Here is a 22,449-nt window from a genome sequence, read left to right on the forward strand (position 1 = left end):
ATCGATTCGGCGAGCGGATGCCGCCGCCGAGAGGCCGATCGCGATCATGACCGGCCCTCGGCCGCGGCCGCTCCGGCCGCCCGTGCATACCGTTCGCGGATGCGCGGACGGTGATCGCTCGGCAGGCTCGCGGCGATCTCGAGCGCCCACTCCGGGCGTCGGCCGGTGAGCGCCCACGCCGCCTGGCGGGCGGCGCCGTCGGCCACGTACTCGCCCGGCGCGGGCACCGTGATCGGGGCGTCGAACACCTGCGCCGCGATCGCGCGCACCGCCGGGTTCTGGGCCGCGCCGCCGATGAGCAGCACGCGGTCGGCGGCGACGCCGAGCGCGGTGACCGCGTCGAGCCCGTCGGCCAGGCCGCACAGCATGCCCTCGATCGCGGCGCGCGCGAGGTTCGGCGGCGTCGTGTTCGCGAGGGTCAGCCCCTCGATCCGGGCGGTCGCGTCGGGCAGGTTCGGCGTGCGCTCGCCCTCGAAGTAGGGCACGAGCACGGCGCCGGATGCCCCGGGCTCGGCGTCGAGCGCCAGGCGTCCGAGTCCGTCGTGGTCGACGCCCAGCACGCGGGCGAACGCGTCGAGCACGCGGGCCGCGTTGAGCGTGGCGACGAGGGGGAGCGACCGGCCGGAGGCGTCGGCGAACCCGGCCACGGTTCCGGATGCGTCGACGATCGCGGCATCCGTCACCGCGAAGACCGTGCCGCTCGTGCCGATCGAGACGACCACGTCGCCCGGCGCGGCGTCGAGCCCGAGCGCGGCCGCGGCGTTGTCGCCCGCGCCGGCGCCCACGACGATGCCGTCGGGTGTGCGCCCCGGCGACTCCGACGGGCCCAGCACGCGCGGCAGCACCGCGTCGTGGCCGAGCGCGCGCACGAACAGCTCGCGGTCGTAGCCCGCCGGGCCCCAGTACGCGGTGCCGCTCGCGTCGGAACGGTCGGTCGTGAGCTCCTCGAGCACCGGCCCGAGCGGCGACTCGCCGGCCGGCCCGTAGCCGCGCAGGCGCCAGGTCAGCCAGTCGTGGGGGAGGGCGACCGCGGCGACGCGGGCCGCGGCATCCGGTTCGGCGTCGCGCAGCCAGCGCAGCTTCGTCGCCGTGAACGAGGCCACCGGCACGACCCCGGTGCGGCGCGCGTACGCGTCGGCGCCCACCTCGTCGATGAGGTCGAGCGCCGCCTGCGCCGAACGCGTGTCGTTCCAGAGCAGGGCGTCGCGGATGACGCGGCCGCCCTCGTCGAGCACGACCATGCCGTGCTGCTGCCCGCCGATCGCGATCGCCTCGACGCCGTCGAGCCCGCCCGCATCCGCGATGGCCGAGAGCAGCGCGCCCCACCACGCGGCCGGGTCGACCTCGGTGCCGTCGGGGTGGGGTGCGCGGCCGGAGCGCACGAGCGCCCCCGTCGCGGCATCCCGGATCACGATCTTGCAGGACTGGGTCGACGAGTCGACTCCGGCCACGAGCGTCATGTGCACCTCTTCTGGGGTTCTCGTTCGGTCGTGCTCATGGGGTCGTCTCCGACCGGATGCAGGAACTTCTCGGATGCCGCGGGCGTGTCGCCGAGTCGCCGCGGGCGTGTCGCCGGGAAGTTCCTGCATCCCGGGGCGACCGGAGGGTCAGCGGGCGCCGAGCAGGTGCTCGGTCGCGAGTTGCTGCAGGCGCACGAAGCCGCCGCCCTTGCCGCCGAGGTAGGCGTCGGCGTCGAAGTCCTCGTATGCCGAGCGGTCGGCGAGGAACTCGTCGTAGGACTCTCCGGGGTTCAGCGTCGGGGTCGACAGCTCGAACACCTTCGCGGCCTCGAGCGCCTCCTGCACCTCGGGGTCGGCGCGGAACGCCGCGGCGCGCTCCTTGAGGAGCAGGTAGGTGCGCATGTTCGCGGCGGCCGAGTCCCAGACGCCGGTCTCGTCTTCGGTGCGCGAGGGCTTGTAGTCGAAGTGGCGGGGGCCGTCGTAGGCGGGCACGCCGCCGGGGCCGCCGTTCTCGAGCAGGTCGACGAGCGCGAACGCGTTGTGCAGGTCGCCGTGGCCGAACACGAGGTCCTGGTCGTACTTGATGCCGCGCTGGCCGTTGAGGTCGATGTGGAAGAGCTTGCCGTGGTAGAGCGCCTGGGCGATGCCGGCGGCGAAGTTGAGCCCGGCCATCTGCTCGTGGCCGACCTCGGGGTTCAGGCCCACGAGTTCGGGGCGCTCGAGCGAGTCGATGAACGCGATCGCGTGGCCGAGCGTGGGCAGCAGGATGTCGCCGCGGGGCTCGTTGGGCTTGGGCTCGATCGCGAAGCGGATGTCGTAGCCCTTGTCGGTGACGTAGTCGCCCAGCAGGTTCACGGCCTCGCGGTAGCGCTCGAGCGCCTGGCGGATGTCCTTCGCGGAGTCGTACTCGGCGCCCTCGCGGCCGCCCCACATGACGAAGGTCTTCGCGCCGAGCTCCGCGCCGAGGTCGAGCTGGCGGAACACCTTGCGCAGGGCGAAGCGGCGCACGTCGCGGTCGTTGGCCGTGAAGCCGCCGTCCTTGAAGACGGGGGCGCTGAAGAGGTTCGTGGTCACCATCGGCACGATCAGGCCGGTGTCGTCGAGCGCGCCCTTCAGGCGGTCGATCTGCGTCTGGCGCTCGGCATCGCTCGAGCCGAACGCGAAGAGGTCGTCGTCGTGGAAGGTGAGTCCGTACGCGCCGAGCTCGGCGAGCTTCTCGACGGCGTGCACGACGTCGAGGGGCTTGCGGGTCGGGCCGCCGAACGGGTCGGTGCCGTTGTAGCCGACCGTCCAGAGGCCGAAGGAGAACTTGTCGTCGCGGGTGGGCGCGCTGGCCATGGGTGATCCGCCTTTCAGCGTCATCGGTGATTTGTTGGCAGGTACAACATAAACCCGGGGCTCGCGCGCCGCAAGTCTCGATACCGCGCAACTTTCGCGGATATGATTCGAAACATGAAGACGGATGCCGCGGGCGAGCGAGTCACCCTCGCCGAGATCGCCGAGGAGACCGGCGCGAGCCTCTCGACCATCTCGAAGGTGCTGAACGGGCGCACGGACGTCTCGAAGGCCACGAGGGAGCGCGTCGAACGCGTGCTCCGCGACCGCGGCTACGTGCGCCGGGGCGCCGGCCGCTCGGAGTCGCGGCCCGAACTGCTCGAGCTCGTCTTCCACGGGCTCGACCCCATCTGGTCGATGGAGCTCATCGGCGGTGTCGAGGCCGTCGCGAAGGAGCACGGGCTCAGCGTCGTGCTCACCGTGAGCGGCGACCGGCACGCGCCCGACCCCGACTGGATCGAGGGCGTCATGCGCCGCCGCCCGGTGGGGGTCGTGCTCGTGTTCTCAGAGCTCTCGCCCGAGTACCGCGAGCGGCTGCGCGCACGCGCCATCTCGTTCGTGATCGTGGACCCCGCCGGCGACCCCTCGCCCGACGTGCCGAGCGTCGGCTCGGCGAACTGGTCGGGCGGCCTCGCGGCGACACGGCATCTCATCGAACTCGGGCACCGGCGCATCGCGACGATCACGGGCCCCGAAGACATGATGTGCTCACTCGCGCGCCTCGACGGCTACCGCAGCGCGATGAACTCCGCCGGGCTCCCGATCGACCCCGACTGGGTGCGGTTCGGCACGTTCGAGGTGGCTGGCGGCCGTGACCGCGCGCGCGGCATGCTCGCGCTGCCCGCCGACCGCCGGCCCACCGCGATCTTCGCCGGCAGCGACCTGCAGGCGCTCGGCACGCTCGACGCGGCCCGCGACGCCGGGCTCTCGGTGCCGGGCGACCTCTCGATCGTCGGCTACGACGACATCACCCTCGCGCCGTGGGTGAGCCCCCCGCTCACGACGGTCCACCAGCCGCTGCGGCGCATGGGCGAGGAGGCCGCGCGCCTCGCGATCCGCCTGAGCGGCGAGCAGCCCGAGACGACGCCCCGCATGGACCTCGCGACGAACCTCGTCGTGCGCGAGAGCACGGCGCCGCCGCGGAGCTGACCGGCCCGCGGCCGGCGACCGGGAATCGTCAGATCCGCGGGGCCGCATCAGGGTCGGGCCCGGTCCGATGCGCGAGACGCAGGTCGTGAAACTCGATCGGGCCCGACCTGTCCGGGTCGCCGACCGCGAACGCGCCCGCGACCACGCCGAAGAACCCGCGGCCCTCGCTCGGGCTGAGGCCAGTGAGGTCGACCTCGCCGACCGCCGCCCGGCCGATGCGCGCCCGGCACGAGAACCCGTCGAGTTCGAGCGAGAGTTCGGCGCCTGTGGCCCCGGCGGGCACGCTCGCGCGACCGAGGACCTCCTCGACCCCGTCGAGGTGGCGCACGAGCTGCACGGATGCCGCGTCCCGCACGTCGAAGCCGGGCGCGTCCGGCTGCATCGCGAGGGCGACCCACCGGGCCTCGCTCAGCCGCAGCACAAGGCCGCCCCGCAGGCCGTCGCCCGCGGCATCCGACAGATCGGCCGACAGCGACAGAGTCGCCGAGAGGCGCGCGTGCATCGACTCGAGCCGCCAGCCGAGCAGCGCGTGGGGCGCGTGCTCCGAGAGGCTCGACGACGAGGGAAACAGGCGCACGGCATCGCCATGGACCTCGACACGGGCCCGGCCGTCGGCCGTGCGTACGAGCGCGAGTTCGGGGTGCAGTACGCCGCCGGCCACGGCGTCGAGCGTGCGCGAGCCGCGCCGGTCGCCGGACGCGTGCGTCGCGGCATCCGCCCACGGCACCTCCACGCTTTCGGCGAGGCGGCCGACGCCGGGGGCGAAGACGGGCCAACCGTCCTCCCAGCCGACCGGAACGAGCCAGGTCTCGCGCGCCTGCAGAGCCTCGCGGCCGTCGACGATGCGGGTCGCCAGCACGGTCGCCCACCAGCAGCCGCGGCCGTCGTCGACGAGGTCGGCGTGGCCGACGTTGCGCACGTCGGCGGTCATGCCGAGGTGGCGGTGCGTGAGCACCGGGTTGCCCGGGTTGCCGCGGTACTCGCCGAGCGGGGCGCCGGCTCGGGCGACGCTCACGGCGTGGTGGCGCTCGGTGCCGCCCTCGCTCGCGAGCAGCAGCACGCCGCCGTCGTCGAGGTCGAAGAGGTGCGGTCCCTCGGCCCAGACCGCGCCGGTCACCGCGCCGTTCCACACCACCCGCTCCTCGCCGACGAGGCGGAGGGTCTCGAGGTCGAGCTCGCGCACCCAGACCTCGGTCTGCTCGGGCCACCCTGGCGGATCGGCCTGCCGGGTGCCGCTCCACCAGGCGCGGCCGTCGCGGCCCACGAGGATCGACGGGTCGATGCCCTCGGCGCCGTCGATCCACGCCGGGTCGGACCACGGCCCGGCGGGGTCGGTCGCGGTGACGACGAAGCTTCCGGTGCGCGGGGAGGCGCCCGCGTCGTCGACGAGCGTGCACGCCACCAGGAACCGGTTGCCGTCATGCCGGATCGTCGGCGCGAACAGCCCGCCGCTCGACGGCACGGTCGACAGGTCGAGCTGGTCTTCGCGGTGGATCGCGTGCCCGACGGGTACCCAGTGCGCCAGATCGGTCGACCGGTGCACCGGGAGGCCCGGGAAGAGCTCGAACGACGACGTGACGACGAAGAACTCCTCACCGACGCGGCAGATGCTCGGATCGGGGTGGCAGCCCGGCAGCACCGGGTTGCGTGCGATCGCCATCAGCCGTCGACGCCCGACACGGCCGGCACTCGCGCGGATGCCGCAACCCCGACCTCGATCGCGACCGTCGGGCGCAGGTGACGATCTGTGCCGAGCACGCGCACCGGCCCGACCACGCGAACCGAGTGCGCCGACACCAGATCGTCGCTCGACCGGCCCGCGCTCAGCACGAGCTCGCCCGGTTCGACGATCCGGCGGCCGTCGCGCCCGGTGAAGGCCGCGAGGTCGAGGGGCACGTCGAAGCGGATGTCGGCGGCTTCGCCGGACTCCAGCTCGACGCGCGCGAACCCGATGAGCCGCTGCACGGGCTGCACGGCCGAAGCGACCGGGTCATGCAGGTAGAGCTGCACGACCTCGACGCCCGAGCGCCCGCCTGTGTTCCGCACGCGCAGGGCGAGCCCGATCTCGCCGTCGGTCGCGACCGCGTCGGCCTCGCCGGCGAGGGGCGTCCATTCGAAGCTCGTGTACGCGAGGCCGTGGCCGAACGGGTACCGGGGCGTCGGGTCGATGCTCGAGACCGAGTTCCGCTGCGCGAGCCGCGCCGCAAGATACGTCGATGGGTGCACGCCCGCCGATCTCGGCAGCGAGACCGGCAGTCTCCCGCTCGGGGCCACGCGCCCGCTCAGCACGCCCGCGATCGCGTGCGTGCCCTCCTCTCCGGCGAAGAACGCCGCCACGATGCCGCTCGCACGCTCGGGCGCGGTGCCGAGCGTGTACGGGCGGCCCGCGAGCAGGGTCACGACCGTCGGCGTGCCCGCGTCGAGCACCGCCTCGAGCAGCGCGGCCTGGGCGCCCGGCAGGGCGAGCGACTCGGCGTCGCACCCCTCGCCGCTCGTTCCCCGGCCGAACAGGCCGGCACGGTCGCCCAGGGCGAGCACCACGAGATCGGCGTCGGATGCCGCGGCCACGGCGTCGGCGAACCCGTCGGTCTCGCCGCCCGAGATGCTCGTGCCGCCCGCGAACGAGAACGTCGCATCCGGGAACTCGTCTTCGAGCGCCTCGATGAGCGTCGGCAGGGCGATGCCGTCGCCGGATTCCGGGTGGTGAACGCCGACGTGGGTCGGAAAGGCGTAACAGCCGAGCACCGCGAACCGGTCGTCGGCCGTCGGGCCGATCACGGCGATGCGGGCGGGCGGAGTGCGCTCGTCTCCGGCGAGCGGCAGCGTGCCGTCGTTGTGCAGCAGCACGACGGCGCGTTCGGCCACCTCCGCCGCGAGTGCACGGTTGACCGGCGGGTCGAGGTCGATCGCGCCCCGCACCGCGTCGGGGTCGTCGGCGAGGCCCACGAGGGCGGCGGGCGTCGGGTCCCAGTCGGGGTCGAGCAGCCCGAGTTCGGCCTTCTGCGCGAGCACGCGGCGGAGCGCCCGATCGAGCACGGCCTCGTCGAGCCGCCCATCGGAGATCGCTTCGCGCAGCGGCTCCCCGAACGCGTGCACGGTCGGCAGCTCCACGTCGATGCCCGCGTTCAGGGCCGAGGCCGCGGCATCCGCCAACGAACCCGCGGTGCCGTGCAGGGTCTGCAGGAACGCGACCGAGAAGTAGTCGGCGACCACGGTGCCCTCGAACCCCCAGGTGTCGCGCAGCAGGTCGGTGAGCAGCGTCGCGTCGGCCGCGGTCGGCATGCCGTCGAGGTCGGTGTACGCGTTCATGACCGAGCGGGGCCGGCCCTCGCGCAGCACCGTCTCGAACGGCGGCAGCAGCACGTCGGCCAGCTCGCGCGGGCCGACCGACACCGGCGCGAGGTTGCGCCCCGCCTTCGAGGCCGAGTAACCGACGAAGTGCTTCAGCGTGGCGACGATGCCGGCCGACTCGAGGCCGCGCACGTACGCGGCGCCGATCGTGCCGACCAGGAACGGGTCCTCGCCCATGGTCTCCTCGACCCGTCCCCACCGGGCGTCGCGCACGACGTCGAGCACGGGGGCGAGGCCCTGATGCACGCCGACGCGGCGCAGGTCGTCGCCGATGCGGCGCGACATCCGCTCGATCAGGTCGGGGGAGAAGGTGGCGGCCCATGAGAGCGGCACGGGGTAGGCGGTGGCGCCCCACGTCGCGAAGCCCGCGAGGCACTCCTCGTGCGCCACGGCCGGGATGCCGAGGCGGCTCTCGGCGACGATGCGCCGCTGCGTGCGGGCGAGCGACAGGGCACCGAGGCCCGGATCGACCGGCGCGGTGCCGAACGGCCGCGTGAGCTGGCCGAGGCCCTTCGGCAGCAGCTCGTCGAGGTCGACGTCTCCCGACATCTCGTGCTGGTTGGGGGCGACGTCCAGGCCCTCGGCGGACGCGCCGACCCAGACGCCGTAGAGCTGCGCGATCTTCTCGTCGAGCTCGAGCGCCCCGATGAGGGCGTCGACCCGATCGGCCACGGGCAGCGAGCGGTCGTGCCAGGGTGCGAGGCCCGCGGCATCCGTCGTCGTGATGGGCTCGTGCGCGGTCATCCCTTCACCGCCCCCGTGAGGCCGCCGACGATGCGGCGCTCGAAGATGCTGAAGAACACGAGTGCCGGGATCATCGACAGCGACGTGAACGCGAGCACCTTGGCCGTGTCGACCGAGTACTGCGAGGCGAACGCCTGCACGCCGAGAGGCAGCGTGAACGACCCCTCGTTGTTCAGGATGAACAGCGGCAGGATGTAGCTGTTCCAGCTCGCGATGAAGGCCAGGATGCCGGTGGTGATCACGCCGGGCAGGGAGAGCGGCAGCACCATGCGCCAGAAGAACCCGAGGCGCGAGCAGCCGTCGATCGAGGCGGCCTCCTCGATCTCGTCGGGGATGGCTCGGAGGAACGGCACGAGGATGATGATCGTCGTCGGCAGGGCGAACGCGATCTGCGGCAGGATGACGCCCGGGAGCGAGTTCATGAGCCCGAGGTTGCGCACCACGAGATAGAGCGGGGTGATCGCGACCGTCATCGGGAACATGAGCCCCGCGGCGAACACCGCGTAGAGCACGCCGCGGGCCCTGAACCGATAGCGGGCGAGCACGTAACTGGCCATGAGGCCGAGCGCCACGACGCCCGCCGTGGTCACGACCGCGGCGATCGTGGAATTCAGCACCTCGCCCCAGAAGGTCGTGCTCGCGAGTACCTCGGCGTAGTTGTCGAAGACCCATGGAGACGGCAGCGCCGACGGGTCGGCGGTGATCTGCGAGTTCGTGCGGAAGCCGCCGACGATGATGTACGCGATCGGCGCGAGCATGAGCGCGACCACCACGAAGCCGACGAAGTAGATGGCGGGGCTGCCCCACGGCAGCCGTTCCGCGCCGCGCGGGCGTCGGGCGCGCGGCAGCGCGATGGAGGCGGTCATCGGTCGTTCCGTTCGGTGAGGGCGCCCGCGGTGTCGCGGCGCAGGACGAAGCGCTGGTAGACGAGCGCCACGACGAGCGAGATCAGGAAGAGCACCACGGCGACCGCGTTGCCGTACCCGTAGTTGCCGGCGTTTCGGCCGTTGAGCACCATGTACGTCGCCATGGTCGAGGTTCCGGCGGTCGACGCGACGTATTGCCCCCAGATGATGTAGACGAGGTCGAACAGCTGCAGGGAGCCGATGATCGAGAGGAACGCCCAGATGCGCAGCGTGGGTCCGAGCAGCGGCAGGGTGATGCTGCGCTGGATCTGCCAGTACGAGGCGCCGTCGATCTGCGCGGCCTCGGTGAGCTCCTGCGGGATGCCCTGCAGGCCGGCGAGGAAGAGGATGACGGCGAAGCCGATGTACTTCCACGTGATGATGCCGAGCAGGGTCCACATGGCGATGCCGGGGTCGGCGAGCCAGTCCTGGGCGAACGCGCCGAGCCCGACCTTCTCGAGGAGGCCGTTCAGGGCGCCCTCGCTCTGGAGCATGAGGCTCCAGCCTGTACCGACGACGACCTCGGCGATCACGTAGGGCACGAAGATGAGCACGCGGATCGCGGACTGCCCGCGCATCGGACGATTGAGGAGCAGGGCGAGCAGGAGAGCGGCCGGCCCCTGGAGCACGAGCGACATCACGACGATGATCGCGTTGTGCCAGAGCGCCTCGTGGAACGTGGGGTCCTGGAGGATCGTGACGTAGTTCTGGAAGCCGATGAAGTCGGTCGGCGGTCCGAAGCCCTTCCAGCGGAAGAACCCGTAGTACCCGGCCATGACGACCGGGAAGATGACGAAGCCGAGGAACACGATGAGGGCGGGGCCCACGAGCACCGCGATCTCGAGGCCCTTCAGGCGGTCCCGACGGCGTCGTGCGGTGCGGTTGGTGCGGTGTGCTCGGTCGGTGCGATCCTTGCGGCCGGCGGAGTCCGCCTCGGGGCGACGCCCGGCGGGGGACGGCGTCACGACGGCCCGGCCGGCGGCCGGGGACGGCGAACCGTCCCCGGCCGTGACGTCGTCCGCGTCGACCCGCCCCGCGGCGGAGTTGGTGCGAACGCTCATGGTGAAGCGGACCTCAGCCCTTCTTGATCGCGTCGGAGACCGCGTCGACGATGCCCTGCGGCGAGCCCTTGCCCGCGAGCAGGTCGACCACGCCGACGTTCAGCGCGTTGCCGACGTTCTGGCCGAGCAGCGTGTCGAGCCAGACCGAGACGTAGGGCGCCTCGTTGATCGCGGCGAGCACCTCCTGGAGGGCGGGGTCGGTCACGACGCCCTGCGCCTCGCTGTTGGCCGGCAGGGTGACGAACGCCTCGGCGTAGCCCTCCTGGTACTGCTGCTGCGAGGCGAACTCGAGGAACTCGCCGCACTCCTTGGGGGCATCGACGTAGCAGGAGAAGCCGTCGACGCCGCCCATCATGGCGCCGGCGGCGCCGTCACCGCCGTCGACGGCGGGGAAGGGGAACCAGCCGAGGTCGGCGAGGGGCTTCTCGTCGGGAGTGAGCGACGCGATCACGCCCGGGTCCCAGGCGCCCATGAGTTCCATCGCGGCCTTGTGGTTCGCGACGAGCCCGGCCGAGGAACCCGCGCCCTGCTGGGCGGTGGTGGTGAGGAAGCCCTGGTTGAAGGGCTCGGTGTCGGCGAACTCCTGGAGGTCCTCGCCGGCGCGAAGCCAGCACTCGTCGGAGAAGCTCGGGTCCTTCGTGAGATTCGCCATGACGTCCTGCGAGCACTCGCGCAGGGCGAAGAAGTAGTACCAGTGGGCGGCGGGCCAGGCGTCCTTCGCGCCGAGCGCGATGGGGTCGATGCCCGCGGCCTTCAGCTTGTCGACGGCGTCGCCGAGCTCGTCGAACGTGGTGGGCGTCGCGGTGATGCCGGCCTGCTCGAAGAGGTCCTTGCTGTAGTACACGCCACCGGGCAGCACCGACGACGGCACGCCGTAGAGCTTGCCGTCGACCGTGAAGGCCGAGAGCGCGCCCTCGCCGAGTGCGGCCTTCGTGTCGTCGCTCAGGGCCGAGCTGAGGTCCTGCGCCTGGCCGGCCTCGACGACCGCGGCGAGCTTGCCGCCGCCGCGGGCCATGAAGATGTCGGGAGCATCGCCGGAGTTGAGCGCGGTCTGGAGTTTGCCGTCCATGTCCTCGTTCTGGATGGACTGGATCTCGATGGTGACGCCGGGGTGCTCGTCTTCGAAGGCCTTCGCGGTGGACTCCCAGTACGCCTTGCCGTCGCCGGTCGTGGAGTTGTGCCAGAAGGTCAGGGTGACCGATCCATCGCTCGCGGTGTCGTCGCCGGCACTGCACCCGGCGAAGGCGCCCACGGTCAGAGCTGCTGCGGCGCCGATGGCGGTGACCCGGCCGATGCGTCGTCTGTTCATCATTGAACCTCTCGAAAGTTTCGGCCTCAGCGCCGAAAGTGATCTGGACACCGGAACTCTAACGCGACGGGTATTTGCCGTCAAGAGCAACAAATTGCGCGCGTGCCCGATTCTCCGCGTGATCCTCGCCGTAGAGTGGCTCCCGTGGCAGACCGCTCCGGCACCTTCGACGGCGTGCACCGTCGAAACCTCTCGAAAGTTCTCGCGCTCGCGCACCTCGAGGGGCCGCTCTCGCGCGCCCGGCTCACGATCGAGACCGGCCTGAACCGCTCGACCGTCGCCGCGCTCGCGGCCGAACTCGGTGAGCTCGGCCTCGTCGAGGAACGCGCACCCGACCCGACCAACCGCGTCGGTCGGCCCTCGCCCGTCGTCGCCGCGCATCCCTCGGTGCAGGCGATCGCGGTCAACCCCGAGGTCGACGCGATCACCGTCGCCGCGGTCGGCCTCAACGCGCAGATCCTCGTGCGCGAGCGCCTCGAGGTCGATCGCCTCGTGAGCCCCGAGGAGACGGCCGAACTCGTCGCCGAGGTGGTGGGCCGCTGGCGCGCGCACGAGCTCGAGCAGGCACGTCTCGTCGGCATCGGCCTCGCCGTGCCCGGCCAGGTGCGATCCGACGACGGACTCGTGCGCTGGGCGCCGCACCTCGAGTGGACGGATGCCCCGGTGCGGGCGCTCGTCGAAGGCGCGACCGGGCTGCCGGCGGCGGTCGCCAACGACGCGAGCCTCGGCGCCCGCGCCGAGCATCTCTTCGGCGCCGGGCGCGGCGTCGACGACCTCGTCTACCTCAACGGCGGCGCGAGCGGCATCGGCGGCGGTCTCGTCGTCGGCGGCCGCCTCGTGGGCGGCACGCGCGGCTACGCGGGGGAGTTCGGGCAGAACCGACCGGGCATCGCCAGGCCCGAGGATCGTCGGGCGCCCGACGGCGTGCTCGAAGACGAGGTGAGCCGTGCCCGGCTGCTCGAGGTCGTCGGCCTCGGGCACGCCGACGAGCCGACGCTCGCCGCCGAGCTCGCGACCCGGGTCGCCGCCGGCGATGCCGCCGTGGCCGACGAGCTCGCGCGGCAGCAGCGCATCCTCGCGACCGCGCTCGGCAATGCGATCAACGTGCTGAACCCCTCGCTCATCGTGCTGGGCGGGTTCCTCGCCACGCTCGCGACGCACGACCCCGAGGCGCTCGACGCCGCGGTCGCCGACCAGGCGCTGCCCGTGGCTTCCGAGGGCCTGGCGATCCGGGTCGCCGAGCTCGGCGAGCACCGGCTGCTCATCGGGGCGGCCGAGCTCGCGTTCGCGGGCCTCCTGGCGGATCCGCTCGCCGGGTGAGGGTGCGGATGCGCGGCATCCGCTCGAGGCATCCGCTCGAGGCATCCGCTCGCGGCATCCGCTCGCGGCATCCGCTCGAGGCATCCGCCTCAACCGTGCCGGCCGGCGCCGGGTTCAGGTCGCCCGATTCGGTGATTCTTCCGCCGCGCCGTCGTGCGGCCTCGCTCGCCCGGCGTGTCGACCGAATCTCCGAATCGGGCAGCGCCCGCCGAGGGGACTTGCTTGGGGGAGGGGGGCCGCGGCTACAATCGAACACAGTCGAATCGATTCGAGCCCGGCAATGGTCGAATCGCACCATGGCGGCGTCCCGCGGGGCGCCGTTCCCCTGTCTCCCGGCGTCCGAGGGCGTGCGCCGCCGCATCCGAGCACGCCTGGATCCCGCATGTCTGCAACCGCCTCGATTCCCATCATCCGCCCCGACGACTACTCGGCGCCGACCCACCCGGGCGACCTCCTGACCCGTCGTCAGCGGCTCGTCTACGTGCTCGTGCTCGGCGCCCTCACCGCGCTCGGCCCGTTCACGGTCGACCTCTACCTGCCGGCGTTCCCCGTGCTGCAGGACGAGCTCGGCGTCTCGGCCGCGGCCGTGCAGCTGACCCTCACGGGCACGATGATCGGCTTCGGGTTCGGCCAGCTCATCGTCGGCCCGTGGAGCGACAAGGTCGGCCGGCGGCTGCCGCTGATCCTCGCCACGGCGCTGCACATCGCGGCATCCGTCGGGGCGGCGTTCGCGCCCGACATCGTGTGGCTGAGCGTCTTCCGCCTGCTCCAGGGCTTCGGGGCCGCGGCCGGCGGCGTGGTCGCGATGGCGATGGTGCGCGACCTGTTCGGCGGCAAGCCGCTCGTGCGCATGCTCTCCCGCCTCGCGCTCGTGAACGGCCTCGCGCCCGTGCTCGCGCCGGTCATCGGCTCGCAGCTGCTCGGCATCATGGACTGGCGCGGCATCTTCGTCGTGCTCGCCGTCTACGGCCTCGTCGTCGTGCTCGCCGTGATGTTCCTCATCGTCGAGACGCTGCCGGCGTCGCGTCGCCACGTCGCCGGGCACTCGACGCTCCGCGACCGCTACAAGGCGCTGTTCCGCGACCGCGTCTACCTCGGCGCCGCGATCATCGGCGGCATGACCTTCACGGGGCTCTTCGGCTACCTGTCGACGTCGTCGTTCCTCTTCCAGGAGGTCTACGCGTTCACCGCGCAGCAGTACGGCATCCTCTTCGCCGTCAACTCCGTCGGCGTCATCATCGGCGTGCAGACGAGCTCGCGGCTCATGCGCGGACCGGTGGCGCCGCAGTGGATCCTCGCGTGCACCACCGTCGTGCACCTCGCCATGGCCGTGGCGATCATGGTGCTCGACTCGTCGGGCGCCGGGTTCTGGGGCACCGCGATCCCGCTCTGGATCTACATCCTCGCGTGCGGCTTCTCGTTCCCGGCCGTGCAGGTGCTCGCGCTCGCGCACCACGGCGCCGAGGCCGGCACCGCCGCGTCGCTGCTCGGCGCGCTGAACTTCGGGCTCGCGGGGCTCATCTCGCCGCTGATCGGCCTCATGGGCGTGGGCAGCGCGGTGCCGATGGCGATCGTGCAGACGGCCGCCGCCGCGATCGCGATCACCGCGCTCTGGCTGCTCGTGCGCCCGAAGACGGTGCCGCCGCTCGGCGACTGAGACGCCGGGCGGATGCCTCGGGCGCGACGACCGCCCGGCGTGACGGCGCGGCTCGGCCCCGGCGGACTCAACCCCGCCGGACGGTGACGGATGCCGCGTGCCGCCGTCGCGGCATCCGTCGCCGTCGCTACCGTTGGGGAATGACCGAGCCCGACGAGACCGCGCACCCGGCCGACGACCTGGCGCCGCCGCAGCGCGCCGCCCAGGTGCGGCGCGTCGGGCGTCGGGCACCGCTGCTCGGCGGTATCGCGGCCGTCGTGATCGCGGTGCTGCTCGGGCTCCTGATCCTCGTGCGCAACGGCAACCTGCCGCTCGGCATCGACGAGGAGTGGTCGGTCGAGCTGCTCGAGACGCATGCTGCGTGGGCCGATGCGTTCGCGCTCTTCATGAACGCGCTGGGCGGCGGCATCGTGGGCGTGATCGTCGTGCCGGTCGCGATCGCGATCGCGCTCCTCGTGCTGCGGCGGCCGTGGGCGGCGCTCTACTTCGTCGTCGCGTCGGCTGCGAGCGCCCTGGTCGTGCAGCTGCTGAAGGAGCTCGTCGGCCGGCCGCGGCCCGAGCTGATGATGGTGCCGAGCGACTTCGGCTCGTTCCCCTCTGGGCACGTGGCGAACGCGGCGACCATCGCGGTGGCCCTCGGCGTGATCTTCCCGCGCGTCTGGGTGTGGGTCGCGGGCGCGGTCTACACGGTGCTCATGGCGATCAGCCGCACCTACCTCGGGGTGCACTGGCTCACCGACACGATCGGGGGCGCGCTCGTCGGAGCGGGCGTCGCGTTCCTGCTGTGGGCGGCGTTCGCGGTGCCGCTCGAACGCGAGCGGTTGGCGAGGCTCTCCCGTATCTCGGAGCGCAACGCCGCCTTCGCGCAGGCGCACGTGACACCCCCACGGGGGCGATGAGCTGCGCGCATCCGGGGACTACAACGTTGTAGAGTACCCGCAGGAAACCCGGGAGGCGACATGTCCGTGACGTTGCACGACGTGGCGCGCGTCGCCGGCGTCTCGATCAAGACGGTCTCGAACGTCATCAACGCGTATCCGCACATCCGCCCGGCCACCAGGCAACGCGTCGAGGCGGCGATCGCCGAGCTCGGCTACGTGCCCAACCTCACGGCGCGCAGCCTGAAATCGGGCCGCACCGGCGCCATCGCTCTCGCCGTGCCCGAACTCGGGCTGAGCTACTTCGCCGAGCTCGCGGCATCCGTCATCGAAGCGGCCGAGGCCGCCGGACTCGTCGTGCTCGTCGAGCAGACGGGCGGCGACCGCGAGCGCGAGATCGACCTCCTGCGCAGCCCGCGGTTGAAGATGACCGACGGCCTCATCTTCAGCGCGCTCGGCATGAGCGAGGCCGATGTCGCGAGCCTCTCGGTCGACTACCCCCTCGTGCTCCTCGGCGAACGCATCTTCGGCGGCCCGACCGATCACGTGACCATGCGCAACGTCGAGGCGGCGCGCGCCGCGACCGAGTACCTCATCGCCTCCGGGCGCCGCCGCATCGCCGTCGTCGGGGCCCACGAGGGCGAGGTCGTCGGATCCGCGGCGCTGCGCATGCAGGGCCACCTCGAGGCGCTCGAGGCGCACGGCATCCCGTACGACGAGTCGCTCATCGGGTACACCACGCTGTGGCACCGCTCGAACGGCGCCCGCTCGATGACCGAACTGCTCGAGCGCGGCGTCGAGTTCGACGCGGTGTTCGGCCTGAACGACACCCTCGCCCTCGGCGCGATGCGCGTGCTCCAGGTGTCGGGCCGACGGGTGCCCGAAGACGTCGCGGTCATGGGCTTCGACGACCTCGACGAGGCGGGCTACTCGATCCCGTCGCTCACGACGGTCGATCCCGGGCGCGCGTGGATCGCCCGGACGGCGGTGGAAACGCTCGTCGAGCGCATCGCCAAGGGCGGCGACGTCGGTCCCGCACGGCTGCAGCTGGCCGACTTCCGCATCGTCGAGCGCGAGTCCGCCGTCGCCGAGGTCGCGCAGCGCGTCTGAGCGGCGACGGGCCCGTCCCGAATGCACTTGACAGCGTCCGCACCCTTGGGCATCATGTCTCTACAACGTTTACTTTACAACGTTGTACAACCTCAGCACCGAGCAACACCCAGACAGAGTTGTCCACCGCAACAGAAAGAGCACCGCACGATGAAGAGCAAGCTCATCGCCGTCGGCGGCACGGTCGCCATCGCGGCCGCTGCCCTCACCGGCTGCAGCGCAGGCGAGTCCTCCGCAACGGAATGCACCAACGAGATCGTGAACGCCGACGCCACCCAGGTGAGCGTCTGGGCCTGGTACCCGGCGTTCGAAGAGGTCGTCGACCTGTTCAACGAGAACCACGACGACGTCCAGATCTGCTGGACCAACGCCGGCCAGGGCAACGACGAGTACACGAAGTTCTCGACCGCCCTCGAGGCCGGCTCGGGCGCCCCCGACGTCATCATGCTGGAGTCCGAGGTGCTCTCGAGCTTCTCGATCCGCGACGGCCTCGTCGACCTCACCGAGTACGGCTCCGACGAGGTGAAGGACAACTACAGCGAGGGCGCCTGGAAGGACGTCTCGAGCGGCGCCGCGGTCTACGCGATCCCGGTCGACGGCGGCCCCATGGGCATGCTGTACCGCCAGGACATCCTCGACGAGTACGGCATCGCCGCCCCGACCACGTGGGACGAGTTCGCCGCCGCCGCGCAGGCCCTGAAGGACGCCGGCGCACCCGGCGTGCTGGCCGACTTCCCGACCAACGGCCGCGCCTACAACCAGGCGCTCTTCGCACAGGCCGGCTCCGTGCCGTTCGAGTACGACAACGCCAACCCGACCGAGATCGGTATCGAGGTCAACGACGAGGGCGCGAAGAAGGTCAACGCCTACTGGAACGACCTCGTCTCGAAGGGCCTCGTCGCCACCGACGACGCGTTCACCGCCGACTACAACACGAAGCTCGTCGACGGCAGCTACGCCATCTACGTCGCCGCGGCCTGGGGCCCCGGCTACCTCGGAGGACTGTCCGACGCCGACAGCGACGCCGTGTGGCGTGCCGCGCCGGTTCCCCAGTGGGACGCCGCGAACCCGGTGCAGATCAACTGGGGCGGCTCGACGTTCGCCGTGACGAGCCAGGCGAAGGACAAGGAGGCGGCCGCGGTCGTCGCCAAGGAGGTCTTCGGCACCGAGGAGGCGTGGAAGATCGGCATCGAGCAGGCCGCGCTGTTCCCGCTGTGGAAGCCCATCCTCGAGTCCGACTACTTCCGCGACCTCGAGTACCCGTTCTTCGGCGGGCAGCAGATCAACAAGGACGTCTTCCTCGAGGCGGCGGCCGGCTACACCGGCTTCACGTTCAGCCCGTTCCAGAACTACGCGTACGACCAGCTCACCGAGCAGCTCTACGCGATGACGCAGGGCGAGAAGGACTCCGACACGGCGCTCGACGACCTGCAGGCCTCGCTCGAGGCGTACGCCGGCGAGCAGGGCTTCACGCTGAAGTAGTCCGCTGATGTGATCAGGGCAGGGCGGATGCCTCGCGGCCGACCCCGAGGCATCCGCCCCGCCCCTCCAGCACCGACGCACGACCGACCGCCTCACCGAGGAGAGCGAGCATGACCACCCAGACCACCGCCGCGGCGCCGCCCGCGGCGACGCAAGGCAGCCGCGCACCGCGCCGGCCGCGCGGCTCGAGGCTCGAGCAGCGCCGCCAACGCTGGGGCTGGCTATTCGTCAGCCCGTTCCTGGCGGTGTTCGCGCTGTTCCTGGTGTTCCCGCTGTTCTACGCGTTCGGCATGAGCCTGTTCACGTCGACCCTCGCGACCGGCACCAAGTTCACGGGCATCGACAACTACGTCAAGGCCTTCACCGACCCGCTCTTCATGGAGGGGCTGCTGCGCGTCGCCGCGTTCGCGATCGTCATGATCCCGGCGCAGCTCATCGTCGCCCTCGCGGCGGCCCTCGTGCTCGACTCGCTCACGTCGTGGCTCTCCAAGCTCTCGCGGCTGCTCATCTTCGTGCCCTACGCGATCCCGGTCGTGATCGGCGCGCTCATGTGGAGCTTCCTCTACAGCCCGAAGTTCGGCCCGAGCGCCACCCTCTTCACGGCCGTCGGGCTGCCGACCCCCGACTTCCTCGCCTCCGACACGGTCTTCGGCAGCCTCGTGAACATCGTCACCTGGCAGTGGTCGGGCTACTACATGGTCGTCATCTACGCGGCGCTGCGCTCGATCGATCCGTCGATCTACGAGGCCGCCCGCATCGACGGCGCGAACGGCTGGCAGACGGCGACGCGCATCAAGCTGCCGATGATCTCCTCGTCGATGGTCATGGTCATCACGTTCGCCCTCATCGGCACGCTCCAGTTCTTCACCGAACCCGTGGTGCTGCGCAACATCGCCCAGGGCGCGATCGACGCGGCCTACACGCCGAACATGTACGCGTACTCGCTGGCCTTCTCGTACAGCCAGTTCAACTACGCCTCGGCGATCGCGTTCTCGCTCGGCGCCCTCGTGTTCGCCGGTTCGTACCTCTTCCTCTTCCTCACCCGCAAGCAGAGCGGACTCAAGTGATGGCCATCTTCGCCAACGACGCCGCCCCGAAGGACGCGCTCACCACGGTGACGGGCGTTCCCGACCACGACTTCCGCGGGCCCCGCGGCAAGCGCCGCTCCGGCGGGCGCCGCATCGGCTCGCACGTGTTCCTCATCATCCTCGCGATCTACTTCATCGTGCCGATCTGGTGGCTCTTCGTCGCCGCGACGAAGGACACCGCGGGCCTCTTCGGCAGCCCCGCGTTCTGGTTCGACGGCGACTTCGCCTTCTTCGCGAACGTCGCCGAGCTGTTCACCCATCAGGGCGGCATCTACTGGCGCTGGCTCGGGAACTCGTTCCTCTACGCGTTCGCCGGCGGCGTCGGGGCGACGATCCTCGCGATCCTCGCGGGCTACGGCTTCGCGAAGTACCGCTTCCGCGGGCGCAACGGCGTGTTCGGCGTCATCCTCGGCTCGGTCATGGTGCCGCTCACGGCCCTCGTGATCCCGACGTTCATGCTGCTGAGCCAGTACGGCATCATCAACACGCCGTGGGCCGTGATCCTCCCGTCGCTGCTCAGCCCGTTCGGCGTCTACCTCATGCGCGTCTACACGCAGGACGCCGTGCCCGACGAGATGCTCGAGGCCGCCCGCATCGACGGCGCCGGCGAGATCCGCACGTTCTTCCAGGTGGCGCTGCCGATGCTGAAGCCCGCGATCGTGACGGTGCTGCTCCTCTCGGTCGTCGGCACGTGGAACAACTTCTTCCTGCCGCTCGCCGTGCTCACCGACCCGCAGCTGCTGCCCGTCACCGTCGGCCTGAACCGCTGGACCGCGCTCTCGAACGCGGGCGCCGGCGGCGAGCAGGTCTGGAACCTCATCACCTCGGGCGCGTTCATCTCGGTGATCCCGCTCGTGCTCTCCTTCCTGTTCCTCCAGCGCTACTGGCAGGGCGGGCTGGCCATCGGATCGATCAAGTGACGGATGCCGCGGCATCCGCTCGCCCTGCGACCCGCGCCCCGGCCCACCGGCCCACGACCTCGACCTCGACTCGGATCACGACCTCCGAGCCCGACCTGAAAGAAGCACCATGACCTCCGCACGCCTCACCGTCGACCCGCACTTCACGGTCGGCCGCATCGACCGCCGCGTCTTCGGCGGGTTCGTCGAGCACCTCGGCCGCCACGTGTACGACGGCATCTACGAGCCCGGCCACGAGTCGGCCGACGCCGACGGCTTCCGCACCGACGTGATCGAGCTCGTGAAAGAGCTCGGGGTCTCGACGATCCGCTACCCGGGCGGCAACTTCGTCTCGGGCTTCCGCTGGGAGGACTCGGTCGGGCCGCGCGAGGAGCGCCCCCGCCGCCTCGACCTGGCGTGGCACTCGACGGAGACCAACGAGGTCGGCATGCACGAGTTCGCCGACTGGCTCGACAAGGTCGGCAGCGACCTGATGCTGGCCGTGAACCTCGGCACGCGCGGCACGCTCGAGGCGCTCGACCTGCTCGAGTACGCGAACATCGCGGGCGGCACGGCGCTCTCGCAGCGCCGCATCGACAACGGCCGCACCGACGCGTTCGGCGTGAAGATGTGGTGCCTCGGCAACGAGATGGACGGCCCGTGGCAGCTCGGCCACCGCTCGGCAGACGACTACGGCAAGATCGCGAGCCAGACGGCGAAGGCCATGCGCCAACTCGACCCGTCGGTGGAGCTCGTGGTGTGCGGCTCGTCGAGCGCGCACATGCCGACGTTCGGCGAGTGGGAGCGCGTCGTGCTCACCCACGCCTACGAGGACGTCGACTACATCTCGTGCCACGCGTACTACGAGGAGCGCGACGGCGACCTGGGGTCCTTCCTCGCCTCGGCGGTCGACATGGACGGCTTCATCGAGTCGGTCGTCGCCACGGCCGACCACGTGAAGGCCGTGAACGGCAGCTCGAAGACGATCGACATCTCGTTCGACGAGTGGAACGTCTGGTACATCGAGCGCTTCCACGGCGTCGACAAGATCTCGGGGCTCGACAACTGGCCGGTCGCCCCGCGCCTGCTCGAGGACGTCTACTCGGTCGCCGACGCGGTCGTGTTCGGCAACCTGATGATCTCGCTCCTGAAGCACGCCGACCGGGTGACGAGCGCCTCGCTCGCGCAGCTCGTCAACGTGATCGCGCCGATCATGACCGAGCCGGGCGGCATCGCCTGGCGCCAGACGACGTTCTTCCCGTTCTCGATCACCTCGCGCCTCGCGCAGGGCGAGGCGCTCGAACTGAAGCTCGACGCCCCGAAGTACTCGACGAAGGCCTACGGCGAGGTGCCGCTCGTCGACGCGGTCGCCACGCACGACTCCGAGACGGGCCGGTCGGCGGTGTTCCTCGTGAACCGCTCGCAGACCGAGGCGATCACCGTCACGGTCGACGTCAGCGGCCTCGGCGAGGTCTCGGTGCTCGAGTCGCACACCCTCACCGACGACGACGTGTACGCGAAGAACACGCTCGCCGAGCCCGAGCGCGTCGCTCCGGCCGCGAACGACTCGATCTCGGTCGACGGCGGCGAGCTCACGATCACCCTGCCTCCCGTGTCGTGGTCGGCCGTCGCGCTCGGCTGATCGCGTCGGTGCGGCGCGTCGCCGCCGCGCTGCTCGCGGCAGGGGTCGTCACCGTCCTCGCCGCCTGCGGTGCGACGGGCGGCGTGCACGCGGCATCCGGTGATCTCTCGACCCATGACCCGGCGATCGCGCGAGACGACGACGGCACCTGGTGGGTGTACTCGACGGGCAACGGCACCGTGGCCGACGGCAACGTGCAGATCCGCTCGTCGAGCGACGGCGAGCACTGGGTCTACCGCGGCGAGGTGTGGGAGGAGAAGCCCGACTGGCTGACCGAGACGGTGAAGGGCGTCGACAACCTGTGGGCGCCCGAGCTCGTGCGCCACGACGGAACCTGGTACCTGTACTACTCGGCGTCGCGGTTCGGCAAGAACACGTCGCTCATCGCGCTCGCGACGAACACGACGCTCGACCCCGACGACCCCGACTACGAGTGGGTCGACCGGGGGCCGGTCATCGAGTCGACGACCGCCGACGACTTCAACGCGATCGACCCCGGCGTCATCACCGATGACGACGGCACCCCGTGGATGGCGTTCGGCTCGTTCTGGAGCGGCATCCGCATGGTCGAGCTCGAGTGGCCGAGCGGCCTGCGCGCCGCGGGCACGGCGCCCGACGCCACGACCGGCGACGACGAGCCGTTGCGTCTGGCCGACCGCGGGTCGCCGCCGAACGCGATCGAGGCGCCCTACCTCGTCGAGCACGACGGCGACTTCTTCCTCTTCGTCTCGCGCGACTCGTGCTGCCAGGGCGCGAAGAGCACCTACAACATGGCCGTCGGCCGAGCGGATGCCCCGACCGGGCCGTTCCTCGACCGCGACGGGGTGCCGCTCCTCGAAGACGGCGGCACGCCGCTGCTCGCGACCGACGGATCGCGCGTCGGGCCGGGAGGGCAGTCCGTCTGGGGCGACGTGATCGCGTTCCACTACTACGACGCCGACGCCGGGGGCGCGTTCCGGCTCGCGGTCGCCGACCTCGAGTGGGAAGACGACGGGTGGCCCGTCGTGCGGTGGTGACGGGCGTGCGGGCCGTGCGTGCCGTGCGCGCCGCGGGTGCACG

General features: G+C 71.4%; 17 protein-coding genes. 10 read left to right on the forward strand and 7 right to left on the reverse strand.

Annotated features, from left to right (window positions below):
• Positions 1-44: 44 nt before the first annotated feature.
• On the reverse strand, positions 45-1,460 hold the full coding sequence (locus GQQ92_RS09785; RefSeq protein ID WP_156999058.1) for a xylulokinase: 1,416 nt from the start codon (positions 1,458-1,460) through the stop codon (positions 45-47).
• 147 nt (positions 1,461-1,607) lie between these two features.
• Positions 1,608-2,798: a xylose isomerase gene (gene xylA, locus GQQ92_RS09790; RefSeq protein ID WP_156999059.1), complete on the reverse strand. Its 1,191-nt coding sequence runs from the start codon at positions 2,796-2,798 to the stop codon at positions 1,608-1,610.
• Between the two features lie 114 nt (positions 2,799-2,912).
• Here xylA and GQQ92_RS09795 point away from each other — a divergent pair, with 114 nt between their 5' ends.
• Complete coding sequence (locus tag GQQ92_RS09795) at positions 2,913-3,944, forward strand: LacI family DNA-binding transcriptional regulator (RefSeq protein WP_197738187.1); 1,032 nt, start codon at positions 2,913-2,915, stop codon at positions 3,942-3,944.
• Positions 3,945-3,972: 28 nt separating this feature from the next.
• On the opposite strand, the gene GQQ92_RS09800 is transcribed toward GQQ92_RS09795, so the two are convergent.
• Genes GQQ92_RS09800 through GQQ92_RS09820 form a run of 5 tightly spaced genes read right to left on the reverse strand, consistent with a single transcriptional unit; the run spans position 3,973 to position 11,314 of the window.
• A complete protein-coding gene (locus GQQ92_RS09800) occupies positions 3,973-5,604 on the reverse strand; it encodes a glycoside hydrolase family 43 protein (protein WP_156999061.1) in 1,632 nt (543 codons plus the stop codon).
• Positions 5,604-8,039: a beta-xylosidase/alpha-l-arabinosidase gene (locus tag GQQ92_RS09805; RefSeq protein WP_156999062.1), complete on the reverse strand. Its 2,436-nt coding sequence runs from the start codon at positions 8,037-8,039 to the stop codon at positions 5,604-5,606. Before GQQ92_RS09805 ends, GQQ92_RS09800 begins: the two co-directional genes overlap by 1 nt.
• On the reverse strand, positions 8,036-8,905 hold the full coding sequence (locus GQQ92_RS09810; RefSeq protein WP_156999063.1) for a carbohydrate ABC transporter permease: 870 nt from the start codon (positions 8,903-8,905) through the stop codon (positions 8,036-8,038). The genes GQQ92_RS09805 and GQQ92_RS09810 overlap by 4 nt, the downstream gene beginning before the upstream one ends.
• On the reverse strand, positions 8,902-10,005 hold the full coding sequence (locus tag GQQ92_RS09815) for a carbohydrate ABC transporter permease (RefSeq protein ID WP_232057615.1): 1,104 nt from the start codon (positions 10,003-10,005) through the stop codon (positions 8,902-8,904). Before GQQ92_RS09815 ends, GQQ92_RS09810 begins: the two co-directional genes overlap by 4 nt.
• A gap of 13 nt (positions 10,006-10,018) precedes the next feature.
• Positions 10,019-11,314, reverse strand: coding sequence for an extracellular solute-binding protein (locus GQQ92_RS09820; protein ID WP_156999064.1), 1,296 nt, complete (start codon positions 11,312-11,314; stop codon positions 10,019-10,021).
• 144 nt (positions 11,315-11,458) lie between these two features.
• Here GQQ92_RS09820 and GQQ92_RS09825 point away from each other — a divergent pair, with 144 nt between their 5' ends.
• The 9 genes from GQQ92_RS09825 to GQQ92_RS09865 all read left to right on the forward strand — a co-directional run bounded on the left by GQQ92_RS09825 (position 11,459) and on the right by GQQ92_RS09865 (position 22,406).
• Positions 11,459-12,634 (forward strand): ROK family protein, encoded by a 1,176-nt coding sequence (locus GQQ92_RS09825; protein WP_156999065.1) that lies wholly within the window; start codon positions 11,459-11,461, stop codon positions 12,632-12,634.
• Positions 12,635-13,016: 382 nt separating this feature from the next.
• Complete coding sequence (locus GQQ92_RS09830) at positions 13,017-14,291, forward strand: multidrug effflux MFS transporter (protein WP_156999066.1); 1,275 nt, start codon at positions 13,017-13,019, stop codon at positions 14,289-14,291.
• Between the two features lie 140 nt (positions 14,292-14,431).
• Positions 14,432-15,190: a phosphatase PAP2 family protein gene (locus tag GQQ92_RS09835; RefSeq protein WP_156999067.1), complete on the forward strand. Its 759-nt coding sequence runs from the start codon at positions 14,432-14,434 to the stop codon at positions 15,188-15,190.
• A 60-nt stretch (positions 15,191-15,250) separates the two neighbouring features.
• Complete coding sequence (locus GQQ92_RS09840) at positions 15,251-16,279, forward strand: LacI family DNA-binding transcriptional regulator (protein WP_156999068.1); 1,029 nt, start codon at positions 15,251-15,253, stop codon at positions 16,277-16,279.
• A gap of 150 nt (positions 16,280-16,429) precedes the next feature.
• Positions 16,430-17,761, forward strand: coding sequence for an ABC transporter substrate-binding protein (locus GQQ92_RS09845; protein WP_197738188.1), 1,332 nt, complete (start codon positions 16,430-16,432; stop codon positions 17,759-17,761).
• A gap of 110 nt (positions 17,762-17,871) precedes the next feature.
• Positions 17,872-18,828 carry a carbohydrate ABC transporter permease gene (locus GQQ92_RS09850; RefSeq protein WP_156999070.1) on the forward strand — a complete coding sequence of 319 codons (957 nt, stop codon included), beginning with the start codon at positions 17,872-17,874 and terminating at the stop codon, positions 18,826-18,828.
• Positions 18,828-19,769 carry a carbohydrate ABC transporter permease gene (locus GQQ92_RS09855; RefSeq protein ID WP_156999071.1) on the forward strand — a complete coding sequence of 314 codons (942 nt, stop codon included), beginning with the start codon at positions 18,828-18,830 and terminating at the stop codon, positions 19,767-19,769. Before GQQ92_RS09850 ends, GQQ92_RS09855 begins: the two co-directional genes overlap by 1 nt.
• Positions 19,770-19,878: 109 nt before the next feature.
• The gene (gene arfA / locus GQQ92_RS09860; RefSeq protein WP_156999072.1) at positions 19,879-21,390 is read left to right on the forward strand and encodes an arabinosylfuranosidase ArfA; all 1,512 of its coding nucleotides are present in this window, start codon (positions 19,879-19,881) and stop codon (positions 21,388-21,390) included.
• An 8-nt stretch (positions 21,391-21,398) separates the two neighbouring features.
• Entirely contained in the window at positions 21,399-22,406 is a 1,008-nt protein-coding gene (locus GQQ92_RS09865; protein WP_232057616.1) for an arabinan endo-1,5-alpha-L-arabinosidase, read from the forward strand.
• The last annotated feature ends 43 nt before the right edge of the window (positions 22,407-22,449 follow it).

This window comes from Agromyces terreus, assembly GCF_009749465.1.
GTDB classification, from domain to species: Bacteria; Actinomycetota; Actinomycetes; order Actinomycetales; family Microbacteriaceae; genus Agromyces; species Agromyces terreus.